The organism is Bradyrhizobium sp. ma5 (genome assembly GCF_042258955.1).
In the GTDB taxonomy this organism is placed as follows: Bacteria; Pseudomonadota; Alphaproteobacteria; order Rhizobiales; family Xanthobacteraceae; genus Bradyrhizobium.
This window is the reverse complement of the sequence record NZ_CP170156.1, coordinates 3619738-3634798: the sequence shown is the minus strand read 5'-3', so window position 1 is coordinate 3634798 and position 15061 is coordinate 3619738. Positions and strand designations below refer to the sequence as shown.

Annotated in this window: 9 protein-coding genes; 4 read left to right on the top strand and 5 right to left on the bottom strand. The window is 60.4% G+C overall.

The genetic code is table 11. The annotated features are described in order from the left end of the window. Positions 1–540: 540 nt before the first annotated feature. Both ACE103_RS16510 and ACE103_RS16505 read left to right on the top strand, forming a co-directional pair. The gene (locus ACE103_RS16510; RefSeq protein ID WP_194455079.1) at positions 541–978 is read left to right on the top strand and encodes a hypothetical protein; all 438 of its coding nucleotides are present in this window, start codon (positions 541–543) and stop codon (positions 976–978) included. Positions 979–1322: 344 nt separating this feature from the next. After that, complete coding sequence (locus ACE103_RS16505) at positions 1323–2483, top strand: GNAT family N-acetyltransferase (protein WP_375780288.1); 1161 nt, start codon at positions 1323–1325, stop codon at positions 2481–2483. 21 nt (positions 2484–2504) lie between these two features. Here ACE103_RS16505 and asnB (ACE103_RS16500) read toward each other — a convergent pair whose 3' ends face one another. From asnB (ACE103_RS16500) to ACE103_RS16485, 4 genes are all read right to left on the bottom strand, one after another. Then, a complete protein-coding gene (gene asnB / locus ACE103_RS16500; RefSeq protein WP_375780287.1) occupies positions 2505–4172 on the bottom strand; it encodes an asparagine synthase B in 1668 nt (555 codons plus the stop codon). 360 nt (positions 4173–4532) lie between these two features. Then, positions 4533–5957, bottom strand: coding sequence for an HlyD family type I secretion periplasmic adaptor subunit (locus ACE103_RS16495; protein ID WP_223973864.1), 1425 nt, complete (start codon positions 5955–5957; stop codon positions 4533–4535). Further along, positions 5944–8688 carry a type I secretion system permease/ATPase gene (locus ACE103_RS16490; protein WP_375780286.1) on the bottom strand — a complete coding sequence of 915 codons (2745 nt, stop codon included), beginning with the start codon at positions 8686–8688 and terminating at the stop codon, positions 5944–5946. The genes ACE103_RS16495 and ACE103_RS16490 overlap by 14 nt, the downstream gene beginning before the upstream one ends. Positions 8689–9186: 498 nt before the next feature. Continuing rightward, complete coding sequence (locus ACE103_RS16485) at positions 9187–11037, bottom strand: heparin lyase I family protein (RefSeq protein ID WP_375780285.1); 1851 nt, start codon at positions 11035–11037, stop codon at positions 9187–9189. Positions 11038–11279: 242 nt separating this feature from the next. Here ACE103_RS16485 and ACE103_RS16480 point away from each other — a divergent pair, with 242 nt between their 5' ends. Together ACE103_RS16480 and asnB (ACE103_RS16475) are read left to right on the top strand one after the other, a co-directional pair. Continuing rightward, positions 11280–11417 (top strand): hypothetical protein, encoded by a 138-nt coding sequence (locus tag ACE103_RS16480; RefSeq protein WP_375780284.1) that lies wholly within the window; start codon positions 11280–11282, stop codon positions 11415–11417. A 477-nt stretch (positions 11418–11894) separates the two neighbouring features. After that, positions 11895–13808 (top strand): asparagine synthase (glutamine-hydrolyzing), encoded by a 1914-nt coding sequence (gene asnB, locus ACE103_RS16475; protein ID WP_375780283.1) that lies wholly within the window; start codon positions 11895–11897, stop codon positions 13806–13808. Positions 13809–13908: 100 nt separating this feature from the next. Here the strand turns inward: asnB (ACE103_RS16475) and ACE103_RS16470 are convergent, their stop codons facing one another. Then, positions 13909–15060, bottom strand: coding sequence for a glycosyltransferase (locus ACE103_RS16470; RefSeq protein ID WP_375780282.1), 1152 nt, complete (start codon positions 15058–15060; stop codon positions 13909–13911). Between the last annotated feature and the right edge of the window lies 1 nt (position 15061).

The window sequence follows — 15061 nt, the reverse complement described above, 5'->3', positions numbered from 1 at the left end:
CACCGACCGGGGCGCTGTGCCTATTTCAGCAGCCGTGCCGGAGTGGTTGAATGCTGCTTTTGCGCGGGAATGTAAGGCCGCCTCACTCGGCGGCCGCTTCATTGTCGCGGCCAGGCGACGACTGGATCCCCGCGGGCGTCGCCAAGGTCAGGGGAGCTGGGGCTACGGGGCTTCGGAGGTTGTGGCGGCCGACCTCGACCACTGAATTTACGTCTCTCTTGAATTTCGTCACCAGTAGTCTGCGATTGTTGCAGCGCGCTAATACCTTTGCCCCAAGAGCCGACGTGCTGTTGGATCTCTTAAGTTAGGACTAGTTCAGAATGGCAATTTGCCGCAGGCATTTGCCGATTTATCGTGTTCCCAGTCGTGCGGATTGGCGGACACCCACACCCCGACCAGACATATCGTGCGATAAGGGATCGCCGCTCCAGCCTAGGGAGCGACGGTCCCGCCCAATTGCGGAGCGATCAGCTCACTCGAAAACAGGTGGAATTCGGAATAGCAACGCTCACTAGCGCGAAAGCAAAATTGAGGCCCGCGTTGACCAATCGAGACGGCACGCTTGAGCGACAAACCATCAAGGGTTTTCTCGGGATTGAGAGCTCCGATGACGGGCTGGCATTCAGAGTTGATGTTGACGCCGATCATGGCTCGGCAATTTGGACGATTCCCTACAAGCACGCGATCTGGCTGGCCCAGGCGATCCTGGAGATTTCGCCCGTCGCTGTTGGCAGGCAGACTGCCGGCGGCGCTGTGGAAGGGACCAATCTCGTCGGTGAGCGTCTCAACGTCGAGAGAACCCGCGTGCTTGTGAAGGTGCGCTCCGATCATGCTGCGATCTCCGCTCAGGGCGCTTGGTCGTCCGACAAAACACCGGGCACCACAATTCTGATGGTCGACCAGTCGATCGCCGCAGATCTGGTCGAGCAACTCGGAGCGTTCCTGGCCTCAGCTCAGGCTCTATCTCGACCATCGTAGTCGTTCTCACAATTGCGGAAATTGCGCGCGCCCGAAGCACTGGCTGCCAGCCGGCACCAGCTGAAAGCTGGCCGGTCACAGCCCCTCGGCACAGTCGCGCCGAAGGCACAAGTCGCAGGAGTGGGTAACCAGAAAGGGTCCGCACCTAGGTCGAATTCCCGATATAGTACCGCTATCCGCCCGGCCGAGGCGACGGTCACAGACGCCCGACGGCGTGGCCGCCAGAAGGATACGTGTGTGACCAGGCCAGCCCGATCATGGGATCATGCGCGATCATTGCAGCAGGATCCTTGTTCTCTCATCAAAGCGCGCTCGCGGTCCTCTGGCGTTGAACAAGAATGAGCATGCCCGACGCCGTCACCGATGTAAGCCTGGAGGCATTGAAGAGCACTGCCTGGCTTGAAAGCGCGTGGCAGGAGCTCGAAGCTCGGGCCAATCACTCGTTCTTTCTGTCCTGGCTCTGGATCGGCACCTGGCTGCGGCATATTCCGGATGGCACGCAACCACATGTCCTCGTAGCACGGTCGTCAGGCAAGATCGTCGGATTGGCGATTATTGGCCGGCGGAGAGCATGGAGTCTTGGACCGCATGCGCGGGCACGTTGGCTGCTCAATGAATCGGGAGATACCCGTTTCGACCGGCTGTTCATCGAGTGCAATAGCATTCTTGCAGAGCAACCGGACACCATTATCCCGGCAGGTCTCGACGCGCTGACATCCCGCTTGCGCCGCTCGGATCAGCTGGTGCTTTCCGGAATTGATGCAGACCTCGAGTTGGCCGCTTGCCGCGCGGCGAGCCAGGCTGGGCTCGTCAGCGAGGTGAAACAGGCTGATACGGCCCTGTGGGTTGATTTCGCGAAAGTCCGTCAGCAAAAGAAGGATTATCGCGCCACACTGGGCCGCAGCACTCGCCAGGCCGTGAGCCGTGCCATGAGGTTGTACGCTGAACGAGGCCCCCTTGAATTCCGGATCATGGAAACGACGACGGAAGCCTTGGCCGCGTTCGATCTGCTGAGCGACTTTCATCGGTCGCGATGGGGACGCAAGGGCGCTTTCGCCAATCCGGGCTTCCGTCCGTTCCACGAGGATCTCATCGCGCGCGGAATACCCACGGGAGCTGTCCGCATCTCACGGACGTTGGTTGCCGGCCAGACGATTGGGGTCGTGTACAATTTCGTGCATGGCGGCCGTGTCCTGAACTACCAAAGCGGCTTTCTCTATGAGAGCGATGGCCGGCTCAAGCCCGGGCTCGTCAGCCATGTGCTGGCCATCGAGGACAGCATCTCGCGCGGGGAAAGCGGCTACGACTTCCTGGCTGGCGGCGCTGGGCACAAGGCCCATCTGTCAAACAGCGAGTATGCCATGAAGTGGATCACGATCGGCAGAGACGGTCCGGAACGCCACATCGAGGCGAGGCTGCGCGAGGCCAAACGGACGCTACGAACGATCGTCACGAACCTGCCAAAAAAGAAGCTGCGGCTCTTCGGGTCAGCAAATGCAAATTGAACTTCCTGGCCACCAAACTGCCTAAACGTTGTCAATGGCCTCAATATGTACGCCTTTCACCGCCCTTCCTGATGGATCATCCATGCTCGCAAATTGCTGGGACCAGAGAAACGCGGTCGGCGTCGAGCACGCGATCGAGGGACCGACGGGGACGGTTAGGCAGGCTGTCGGATTCTTGAAAATGCTGTCGAAGATGGTCCGATAGAAATATCCCTCCTTCGAGGTCGGCGTCTGCTTCGGAAAGCGCTCTCCCGCCTCTGCGAACATCTGATCCGAGACCTTGCCTTCGGCATGATTCCTCAAGCACTCGATCCAGCCGTACCCTACTCCGTCTGAAAACTGTTCTTTTTGACGCCACAAGATCTCCTGCGGCAGCAGGTCGGTAAAGGCTTCCCGCAATATGCCCTTTTCGATCTTCGCACCGGGGCACATTTTTTCGGCAGGATTGATCGACATCGCGTAATCCAGGAATTCCTTGTCCAGGAACGGTACGCGGGCTTCGACCCCCCAGGCAGCGGTTGCCTTGTTTGCGCGACAGCAGTCATACCTGCTCAGCGCAAAGAGCTTTCGAACGGTCTCCTCGTGGAATTCTTCTGCTGATGGGGCCATGTGGAAGTAGAGATAGCCCCCGAACACCTCGTCGGCGCCTTCTCCAGACAGCACCATCTTGATGCCCATCGCCTTGATCTTGCGCGCCATCAGATACATCGGCGTACCGGCACGGATGGTGGTGACATCGAAGGTTTCCAGGTGCCGGATCACATCGGGCAATGCGTCCAACCCGTCCTGCACAGTGAATACAACTTCATGATGGACCGTGCCGATGTGAGCCGCCACCTTACGCGCATACTTCATGTCGGGTGAATTTTCCAAGCCCACAGAGAACGAGTGTAGCCTTGGCCACCAAGCCTCCTCGGTCTCCCCAGACTCGATCCGCTTGAAGCGGTGCCGTGCTGCGAGCGCTGCGATGAGCGATGAATCGAGCCCGCCGGAAATAAGTACCCCGTAAGGTACGTCGCACATCATTTGCTGTATGACTGCGGTCTCGAGCGACGTCCGGAGCTCGTGCAGCGACGCCTTTTTGGTTGGAAAGGCATGCGCCCACTCTGGATCGTACCACCTGACGAATTCGCGGGCTTTGCCGCTATAGTAATGTCCTGGCGGAAACTCCTGGATCGTCTCGCACACCAGATCGAGAGCCTTCATTTCGCTGGCGACGTACGTTACGCCGTCGCCGCTCCATCCGATATAAAGCGGCACTATGCCGATGTGGTCTCGGGCGACGAAGAACTCGCCGGTATGTTCATCGAAGAGGGCAAACGCAAAAATGCCACTCAGCATGTTGCACAGCGCTGGTCCGTACTCGTCGTAGAGATACAGGATAATCTCGCAATCCGATTTCGTTTTCCAATCGTGCGGCCGCTTCAGTGCGTCGCGCAGAACGACATGGTTGTAGATCTCTCCGTTCACAGCCAACGCCCGCCCCGCGACAACGTCGAGAAGGGGCTGGGCGCCGTGCTCCACGTCGACGATGGAAAGGCGTTCGTGCGCGAGCATCGCGCGTTCGCTGGAATAAATGCCGCTCCAATCCGGTCCACGGTGCCTGACCGTCTTCGCCATTTCGAGCGCCCGGCTGCGAGCCGATTCAAACGATTCTGTGAATTGGAATATGCCGACGAAGCCGCACAAGGTGATTAACCCCTCCGATGCCGGCTGATCTATCCCGCCACAATCAGCGCTTGCATTGAACTGAAATGCCCAACAGTGGCATTGAATTCGCAAGCTGAACAGCACACCATCCGAAGTAACCAGAATGCGTTGAGAGGCTGCCTGGAGGTAAGCGCCGTGTCGCGCAGTGCCCTCAGAGCGGCAGCGAGATCGGTATAAGGCGGAAAAGCTGTTGCCTCAGGGCCCTGCCACGTCTGAGCGGCGATGCGCAGGCCCGGATCGCGTCACCGTCGATCCGGACCTTTCCAACTTCCGCATTGGGCCTGCGTGGCGCCCGGCTTGGTCCGGCGGCGCAAGGCCTCGCCCAAGCAAGACGGCTACTTACCGTTCCCGCAACGCTTCCTGCTTGTACCTCGCCAGCGGCGAGAGCAGGTAGCTGATGATCCTGCGCGTACCGGTCTTGATCTCGACCGTCACCGCCATGCCCGGGCCGAGCTTGACGAGCTTGTCCTCCACCTGCATGTGCGTCCGGTCGAGCGACACGCGCGCAGCATATTCCAGCTCCTGACCTTTCGGCTCGCTGCTGCTCATCGTGGCGCCCGATGCACGGTCATTCGACCCCTGCGTCCTGTCGCGCGTGATGGCATCCGTCGACACGCTGAGCACGTCGCCGTGAAGCAGTCCGTAGCGCGTGAAGCTGAAGGTATCGATCTTGATCTCCGCCTCCTGCCCCGGATGGACGAATCCGATATCGCGGTTGGAGAGCATGGCCTCGATCTCGAGCTGGCTTTCGCTGGGGACCACCACTGCGAGCGCCTGAGCCGGGGTCACCACGCCGCCCACCGTATGAACGGCAAGCTGCTGCACGACCCCGTCGACTGGCGCGGTCAGACGCTGGAGCTTCGTGCGCCGGTCCGCCTTGACGACCTCCTGCGCCGCACTGGCGGCCTTCTGCTCGGCCTTCGCAAGTGCGTCATAGGTCGCGCGACGATACTCCGCGGCAGCCTTTTCCTTGGTTTCCTTCAGTAGCGCGATCGCCGCATCGGCTTCGCGCAGCCGGCTCTTCTGCAGCACAAGATCCTGCTGCATGGCGACCAGCTCCTGATACTCGGTTAGATAGACGACCTTGGAAGCCAGTGCCTTTTCGACGAGGCCCTTGCGGATATCGACCCTCTCCTGCAGCACGGGGATGGTTGCTTCCAGCTTGGCAACGCTCGCCGATGTCGTGTCCCGCTCCGCCTCCTTCTGCCCCTGCTGCCGCTCGATTTCGGAAAGCTTGGCATTTTGCTCGGCGCGCTCGCTGATCAGGAACTGGCGATGCATCTCGATCTCGGCGGCGCTTGCGTTCTGCGGAGCACGGAAAGCGGCGAGCGGATCGGCTGTAAGTGCCGCCCGCAATCGCGCTGCGTCGAGTTCGGCCGCTAGCAGATCGCTCTTCTGACGCTCCTGGTCGGCTTCCGTCATCGTTGGGTCGAGCTCGATCAGAACGTCGCCGGCCTTCACGCTCTGGCCGTCGCGGACCTTGATGGCGCGGACCACACCCGTCTCGAATGGCTGGATCAGCTTGGTGCGGCCGCCGGGCACGATCTTGCCGGTCGCCGTGGCGACGATATCAACGCTGCCGAGCGTCGCCCACAAGAGCGCGATGCAGAACATTGCGATGATGCTCGCTCCGATCGCACGCCCGATCGGTGACGGCGGCGATTCGGCGATTTCGAGCGCCGCCGGCAGAAATGCAAGCTCGTGCTCCCGGCGCCGGAGTTCGCGCCTCGGAAACGGGACGATGTTGCGACTAGCGGACGTCATGGATACCGGCCTGCAGGTAATGGAGATTGGCGTAACGGCCATTGGTCTGGATCAGCTCATCATGGCTGCCGTCCTCGACGATGCGGCCATGCTCGAGCGTGATGATCCGGTCGGCATTACGTACAGTCGACAACCGGTGAGCGATAACGACCACGGTCCGGCCGGCGGAAATCCGCCTCATGTTCTGCTGGATCGCGCGCTCACTTTCGTAATCCAGCGCGCTGGTCGCCTCGTCGAAAATCAGGATGCGCGGGTCGGTGATCAGCGCGCGCGCGATTGCGATACGCTGGCGTTGTCCGCCAGACAGGCTGCTGCCGCGCTCGCCCACGACGGTGTCGTAACCCTCGGGCAGTTCCAGGATGAAGTCGTGCGCGCCGGCCAGTATTGCCGCTTCGATGACGCGTTCCATCGACATGGTCGGATCGGTCAGTGCGATGTTGTCCCGGATCGTGCAGTTGAACAGCACGTTTTCCTGCAGCACGACGCCGATCTGGCGCCGTAGCCAGCTCAGGTCGACCATTGCGAGGTCGACGCCATCGACCAGCACGCGTCCGCTCTCTGGAACATAGAGACGCTGGATCAGCTTGGTGACGGTGCTCTTGCCCGACCCCGACGAGCCGACGATACCGATGACCTGGCCCGGCTCGATGCTGAAGGACACGTCGTGCAACACCTCGGGGCCGTCGATGCGATAGCGGAAGGTCACGTGCTCGAACTTCACCTGGCCGCGGATCGGCGGCAAAGCCGCGCGGGACGGCGTGAAGCTCGGCTCCGGAATGGTATTGAGGATGTCGCCGAGACGATCGATCGACAGACGGGCCTGGTGGAAGTCCTGCCAGACCTGTGCAAGCCGCAGCACCGGCGTGCTGACGCGCGCTGCCAGCATGTTGAACGCAACGAGTTCGCCGACGGTCAGCTCTCCGCCAATCACCAGCCGCGCACCGAAGTAAAGGGTCGCGGCGATGACCAGCTTGTTGATCATCTGAACGGCCTGGCTCGCCGTATTGTTCAGGCTGAGCACGCGGAAGCTGGCGGCGACATAGCCGGCGAGCTGCTCTTCCCAGCGGCGTTGCATCTGCGGCTCAACCGCCATGGCCTTCAAGGTCTCGACGCCGGTGACGCTTTCGACCAGGAAGGCCTGATTCTCGGAGCCGCGATTGAACTTCTCATCGAGGCGCGCGCGGAAGAGCGGCGCGGCTCCCGCCGATATGCCGATGTAGAATGGGAAAGACGCGAGCACGATCCAGGTCAACGTCGTCGAGTAGTAGAACATCACCACAAGGAAGACGACCGTGAACAGAAGGTCGATCACCAGCGTGAGTGCCGAACTCGTCAGGAACTGGCGGATGTTCTCCAGCTCCCGGACGCGCGCCACCGAATCCCCGACGCGGCGCGTCTGGAAATAGGCGATCGGCAGCGCCATCAGGTGACGAAACAGCCTGGCACCGAGCTCGACGTCGATACGGTTTGTCGTATGCGCGAACAGATAGACGCGCAGCGTCTCGAGAATGGCTTCGAACACAGTCAGCACGACGAGGCCGATAACCAGAACGTCGAGCGTGCTCATGCTTCGATGCACCAGCACCTTGTCGATGACCACCTGGAAGAACAACGGCGAGACAACGGCGAAGATCTGAAGGAAGAACGACGCCGCCAGCACCTCGCTGAGCAGGCGGCGATACTTCTGCATGGCGCCGACGAACCAGCCGATATCGAAGCGTCGCGCGAGATCGGTCAGTCTGGCGCGCCGGGCCATCAGAATGAGGCCACCATCCCAGATCGCCTCGAGCTGGGCCTGGGTAAGGGTTTCAGGGCGCGGAGACAGCGGGCGCTGAACGAGAAGCTTGCCGTCGATCAGCTTGCCGAGAATCAGGAAGCTGCCGTCGCGCAGCAGTGCAATTCCCGGCAGCGGCGTGACCGCAAGCCTGTCCCAACTGGTCCGCTGCACCCTTGCCTTGAGCCCGAACTCCTTGGCGCAGCGCAAGATTTCAGTAACGCCAATGCGCGCCGCGCCGACCCGGTGGTGGATTTGGGCGGGGTCGGCAGCAATTCCGTGGCAACGCAGCAAGATCGCGAGCGCAATGAGCCCGGATTCGTCGACGTCGTCGGGATCGGCGCTCGCAGCCGGGGATCCGGTATCCGCGGCCTCGTTCGCAACATCGCCGGAAGCGGTAAAACGCGCCCGCATGCCGGACGCATTCGTCAACAAGGTATCGCGGGCCTTGGCCAAGCCGTCGCGGGCAAGCGTCAGCAGGCCACCGGCGTGGCGCATCAGGCCGGCGCCTAGGCCAACTGCTCGGGCGCCGATGTCGGCAACCGCATGACGTGCGCCGTGTGTGAGGCTCTGTGAGCCGGGCGAGATCAAGCCGCCATCCCAGATCGCCTCAAATTCCGCACGCGTCATCCGCCGCGGATGCGACGAGGTCGGGTGCAGCACAAGCGCTACCTGGTCCTCGATTTTTCCTAGAAGCAGGAATCCGCCGTCATGCAGCGAAGCGATGCCAGGCAGCTGGATGCCCGCCAGCCGCGGCCAATCCATTGTCGTCGCACGGACTTTGACCCCGAATTCGCGCGCGCAACGGAGCATTCCGCGGATGCCTATCCCATTGTCTCCGCAACGATCGCGGAGCTGATCGGGTTCGGTGTTCACGCCATGAAGGCGCAGGAACAGAGCCAGCGCTCGAAACCCTAGATCTGGAGTTGCGTGGGCATTTCCGTTCTGGATCGCCATTTCGTTACTCTACCCTTCGCGGCTACCGCCTGCGTTTGTGGTCCTTTGCATGCACATGGAATTCCAATGACGCCTATCCGAGGATACGCGACATACGCGTGCTTGCGGCCAAAACGGCGCAAGCAATCATCAGAGCGTTAGGGCCTCGAACCGCGAGGAGATTTCAGCGCGACGGGATATTGAAATTGCCCCCCCGACTGGCTGAGCAGGTTGGTTAACGAGCAAAAATGGCGAAAAAACTTTCGAATTGTGGATTTATACACATGCAAGTTGTGCCCGGAAACTAACCTAAACTCAGGCGTTTTACGCTCACAACGAAGTATCGAATCAGAATTCTTACGGCGATTGTCCGTCAATCGGCGGCAGCCGGCAACCCTCCGTTGCGGATTGGCTTTTCAACCTCCCCATCGCGGCTGCTGGCCGACCACTTTGCCGCGTGACGTCCCAAAAATTGACGGTGCCGCACCCGGGCGCAAAGTGCCCGGGTGCGGCAGGTCGTCAGTGGTGCGGCTTCGTCAGGAACGAGTTCTGCATCCAGGCGGCGCCATTCGAAATCGCTGCCGCGATCTGTCCCCCGTCGACCCGACCGGAGCTACCGGCCAGATACTGGTTCAGCAGCGCGAAGCTATGGCTCGTCTGGGACCCCTTGGCCGTATCGTAATTCGCCAAAGAGGTGGTCTGCGGCACGGTGGCTGCCAGCGTATTGCTGGCCGAGCTAAGGTGGTGGTGCAGTCCATGGCCCTGGCTTGTCGTGCTCCCTGAGCTTGTCGTGCTCCCTGAGGTTGCGGACGGCCGAGGATCCGTGACGGTGATGGTCTGCGGCGTCGCCGACGTCACAGCCCCCGTCACCGGGTCCTTCGCGCTCGCGGTCAAGGTGAGAGTCGCGACCGGATGAGCACTGCCCCTGTAGTAGGACGTCAGCGTCAATCCGCTGGCGACCTGCGCAGAGCTCAGAGTGATGTTGCCACCCCTGAACGTCGTGCCGTCGCCGGTCGTGATCGTCTCATATTTCGGCAGCCCCTTGATGTTCAGGCTGACCTTATCGTTGGGATCGGTCGTCGACAGCGTTGTCCCCAGGTCGATATGACCGCCTCTGCCGTTCACCGTGAGTGAGCTGTCCGCGACGGAGAGCACCGGCGTGGTCACCGTCGGCGTCGACGGGGTTGTCGGCGTCGTCGGTGTGGTTGGCGTCGTCGGTGTAGTTGGCTGCGTCGGCATGATGGGCGTGTTCGAGATCTGAAGACCGGAGAATGTCTTCACCGCGCCCGAGAGATTAGCGGCAAGCCCTCCGGAATCCTTGATGCTCACGCCGCTCGCGAGATTGACCCCGGTGATGGCGAGCGCCGAGGTGTTCGTATTGGTCGACGCGACCGTCGTCTGGAAGGTGAGCGTATTTGTCCCGGAGCCACCAACATAGGTGGCGCTGGCGCCATCATTGAGCGACAGCGTCGGCTTGCCTGTGACGGTCACGGTCTCGCTCAAGGTGAGGGTCAACTCGACGACATCGCCGACATGCTCGGTCCCGGTCCCCGGCGAAGCGGACGCCTGCGTCACCGTCGGCGCGACGTTCGGGGTGGTGGGCTGCGTCGGCGTGGTGGGCTGCGTCGGTGTGGTCGGCTGCGTCGGCGCCGACGTCGCCGCCGATCCCGTCAACAGCGTCATGTTTCGGTAATCGACGGCGACGGTCTCGGGCGCCGTCGACCGATAGATTCCGTATTCCCAATTGGTGGCCTGCCCATAGCCCAGGGGGCCGCTGTAGTTCACGACCTGTGTCCCGTTGATCGAGACCTTCAAATAGCCGCCACCGGTGTTCGAAACGTCGGCCTGAATTTGGATATTGTTGTACACGCCCGTCTGGATCGGATTGGGGTCAGTCCAGAGCGTGAGCATCTGCACATTGCCGGCCCCGTTGCTCGGGTTCTGACCCGGCTGGACATATCTGGCGACAACCTGCAGATGATCGCCGACAAGCTGGATCGCAAACGGCGGCGAGGTGCCCACGCCGCTCGAGTTATCATCATTGTGCATCTGCCCGACGATGAACCAGCCATCTGCCGTATTCGTAAATGACCCATTTGGGCCATTTGCCTCCACCATGAACTGATAGTTCAAGTTGATCGGAGTGCCGCCGGGAATGTTGCCCGCGCCCGAAACCTCGGAGCGGTCGACAGATGAGTCGTCGTACCAGGCATGATCACCCTGCTGGACTTGGAAGCGCAGGGTTTGCGCGTCAGGACTGGTCAGGCTGTAGCTCGTGCTCGCATCCTGCACGCCGTAGACGTCGCCCCCGATCGAAAACCTCGTCATCGGTGTGGAAGAAAATGATGTGATTGTCCCAGTCGTATCCAATTCAGGCCTCCATGGGTCAAGAGATGCTTCTCTTTGACGCTTACAAGGGAATTTCCGGCCGCAGCGCGAAGGCGCGCGACATACCACGCACTCGCAACGCCTACGCCACGAGCGGATTTCCGATGCATCGCAGCATCAACTGCGTGCACATTCCGATGCAGTGCGAATCGCCCATCCCCAACTGCTGGGTCGGTTGGTTAATGAGCGAGTATGGCGAAAAAATTATTTAACATGGCGATAGTTTGAAACTGCAAAATCGGCGGCGCCAGCGGCATGTGCTTGCCGTTGCAGCTAAATTCAGCGTGATCGTCACAGGAGAAATAAAAAAGTTCTCCACTTATATTAACAATGAGACGCTCGCCATCGTGAGCGATCCCTGATCCCGCCGAATGCAGCCCTTCTCGCACATAGCTGCTCGTGATCAAGCTTGCCGATGCAAAGTGTCAGCGTCCTGCGCAGCATGCGGGCGCTCTTCGGATGAGTAAGCTTTCAATTCCAAAGCTGGCGAAGGCCGCGACACGAGTCGCTCACATCAAGCAATTGACGACCGGGATTGGTGACCCAATCCGAATGGTCGGGCGCTCCACCGGCCCGCCGTCGTCAACCGCCTCTCGCATCGGCAACGCTGCGCATCGTAACGGGAAAGACAGCCGCGACAGGAAGAAATGGCCAAGCAATCCGGACACGCAGGGCGCCCGGGCCGCCTCATCCGATTGCTGAATTTCAGCAGCCCGGATCTCCCTCGCAAGCAAGTCGAGAGGACATGATGACGCAATCTCCAAGGATTAACCCGCTTGCCCCATTGAGGGTCACCCGTGGCCACAGCAATGTCCTGACACAAGAAGCTGGCAGGGGTCATGTGCGGGATTTTTGGCTGGGCACTTCGGGGCAAGCACCGGCAAGATTACGACACTCTTGTCCGCCTCACCAATCTCATGAAGCACAGGGGCCCCGACGGCGCCGGCTACTGGCAAGGCGACACCGCCGGCGGGCACCATCAGGTCAGCTTGGGGCATAGGCGTCTCTCGATCATCGATCTGGAGGGCGGAGCCCAGCCGATGTGGAGCGCTGATGGCTCGATCGGTCTCGTATTCAACGGAGAGATCTACAACTACGTTGAGCTGCGCGAGGAACTCGTCTCTCTTGGACATGCCTTTCGGACGTCCTCCGATACGGAAGTGCTGATTGAAGCCTACCGGGCCTGGGGACTGGACTCGATCAGGCGGTTCCGCGGCATGTTCGCGTTCGGGCTATGGGACGCGAGGACCCAACAACTTGTCCTGGCGCGCGACCCATTCGGCAAGAAGCCGCTGTTCATAGCCGAGCACGCAGGTCTTTTGTTCGCGTCGGAAATCGAGCCCCTGCTCAAGTTCCCGGGCATGAATACCCAGATCGACCCCCATGCCGTCGAGCACTATCTCCTCAATCGATATGTCCCCGGCCCCAGAACATTCTTTCAAGCCGTGCGTAAGCTTCCTCCCGGCTGCCACCTGGTGTGGCGGGACGGACGCTCCGACATTACCCGGTATTTCACACCACCGTTGGCAACGGCAGAGCCCGACATCACGGACTTTGGCGAGGCAGTCCGGATGTTCAAGGCGACATTCGATGATGCCGTGCGGATTCGCATGCGGAGTGACGTTGCGTTTGGAGCCTACCTGTCTGGCGGCCTCGATTCGTCTGCGGTTGTGGCCGCCATGGTCCGCCATAGCTCTGAGCGCGTGCGCACCTTCTCAGTTGGCTTTCGTGAAGCCAGCTACTCCGAGCTTGATCATGCCCGCACCATAGCTCGTCAATTCGACACCAATCACGAGGAGATCGTGCTGGAGCCGCACGACTTCTTGAAGAGCTGGCCGACCGCTGTGCTGCGTCGCGGCGCCCCCGCGGCCGAGCCGGCCGATATTCCAGTTATGATGCTGTCGCATATGGCGGCGAGCAAGGTGAAAATGGTCCTTACTGGAGAAGGAGCGGACGAACTTCTGGGCGGCTATCCCAAGCATCGAGCCGAGCTCTGGATCGAGCTCTACCAGCGGCTGGTTCCGCAGGCCATTCACGACCGCATCATATCACCCGCAATGCGTGCACTCCCGTACGATATGCGTCGCGCCAAGGTCCTGTCTAATGCAGCGGGCGAGCGCGATTGGCCGAGCCGGATGCAACTCTGGTTTGGCGGCGTTTCCCTTAACGAACGGGACCGCATTATCGGACGCCCCCTGCCCGTAACGCCGCCCGATTCCCATCCGTTCTCGATGGCCGTCGGGTCGAATGTCCGGCGCACGCTGTTCTTCGATCAGACATCGTGGCTACCCGACAACCTCCTTGAACGTGCTGACCGAATGATGATGGCAGGCTCAATTGAGGGCAGGATGCCATTCATGGACACCAGTCTCGCCAACCTTGTGGCGCGGTTTCCGGACAGCTTCCTGGTCGGTCGGAGCGGCGGCAAGTCAGTATTGCGAGCAGCGATGCAGCACACTCTTCCACCGGGGACTCTGACGCGCAAGAAGATCGGATTCCGCGTGCCAATTGAAGAGTGGTTTCGCGGTCCCTATCGCGAATTTATCTCCGACCTGCTCGTTTGCGACGGTGCACGTGTGGCATCCTTCTGCGACCGGGATGTCTTGAGGCAGTTGGTCAACGAGCATCTCGCCCGCCGTCAGAACCACGAAAAGGTGCTTTGGTCCCTGGCCAACCTGGAGCTGTTCTTGCGAGCCTTCAAGCCGTCAAGTCTGGACTCTCTAGAGAAGCATTCCGTTCCGGAACCGATCTGAACGCCCAAGGCAAACACGGTCGATACAGCGATCGGAACCAAGCGCCACAGTAGACTGGGGCTTGGCCAGATGTTGTCAGGAATAAGAAACCACCAAACGATCAATCGACCATATCGCTCGTGGCCGCGCCATGCCACGTCGCGCGCGCTCTCTTGCGCGCCACTTTCCGATAAAGGGCGAGATATGCATCGCGCATCGCATCCAGTGAGAATGCCGTCTCAACGCGCCGGCGTCCTGCGGCACCAAAACGATCGGCGAGTTCAGCATTGTCGAGGAGCTTAAGCACGCGATCGGTCAAAGCGCCGGCGTCATGGCTCGGCACAAGAAATCCGGTCTGCCCCTCCAGAACCAACTCGGACGTGCCTCCATCGTCGGTTGCCACAACCGGCTTACCCAATGCCATGCATTCGGTTATTGCGTTGGAGATGCCTTCCCCGTGCAAACGGCTATTGGTGGTGAGAACGCCGACAGTGAAGAGATTGACAATGCTCTCTATGTCGTTCCGCCGCCCCAGAAGCTTTATGCGATGCGAATGTTCAGTCGGGATGCTGTCGCGCACCTGCTCCAGCATATCACCGCTGCCGATAGCCAAAAACGTTACATCCTCCCTAAGACGGCAAATGCGGCGTGCCATCTCAACGAAGGTCGCATAGTCCTTCCTGGGCGTGAAGTTAGCGACCATCCCGACGATGTGAGGCGTCGCAATCCCCAGAATGGTGCGAAGCTCCGTCTCATTCTTTAGGTTCGAGACCCTTTCAGGACTGAACCCGTTGTAGATGCATAGACCTTTGCGCTCGGGAATTCCGTAGGCAGCCAGGCCTGCACGCGAGTTGGCAACAACAACGTCCGAAAACGGGATCGTCAGCTTGCCTCTCAAGTACCCCTCGGTCCACAGCGTCATATGCGAGGGCGCATCTCGCACGAACCCATTTACGAAAGCTGCCCCGCACACTTTCGCAACCGGCGCTGCATAGATGGAGCACATCGAGCCCCACGAGTGGATGATATCTATTCTCAGGTCGGTGACCAGTTCGCACAGACTCTTGAAAAGGCGCAAATCCTTTCTGCCTCTGCGATTGAGTTGAATGACTTGCGCGTGTTCGCGATCAATCTCGAGGCGAACCTCATCCTTGTCCATGACAGCGACGAATGACCTTACGTCACTGTGAGCGGCGAGCCCCTTCAGCAATTCGACGATTTGTCGCTCTTTCCCTCCCGGGCCAAGGCGTTCAATAAGGTGCAAGATGCGCATC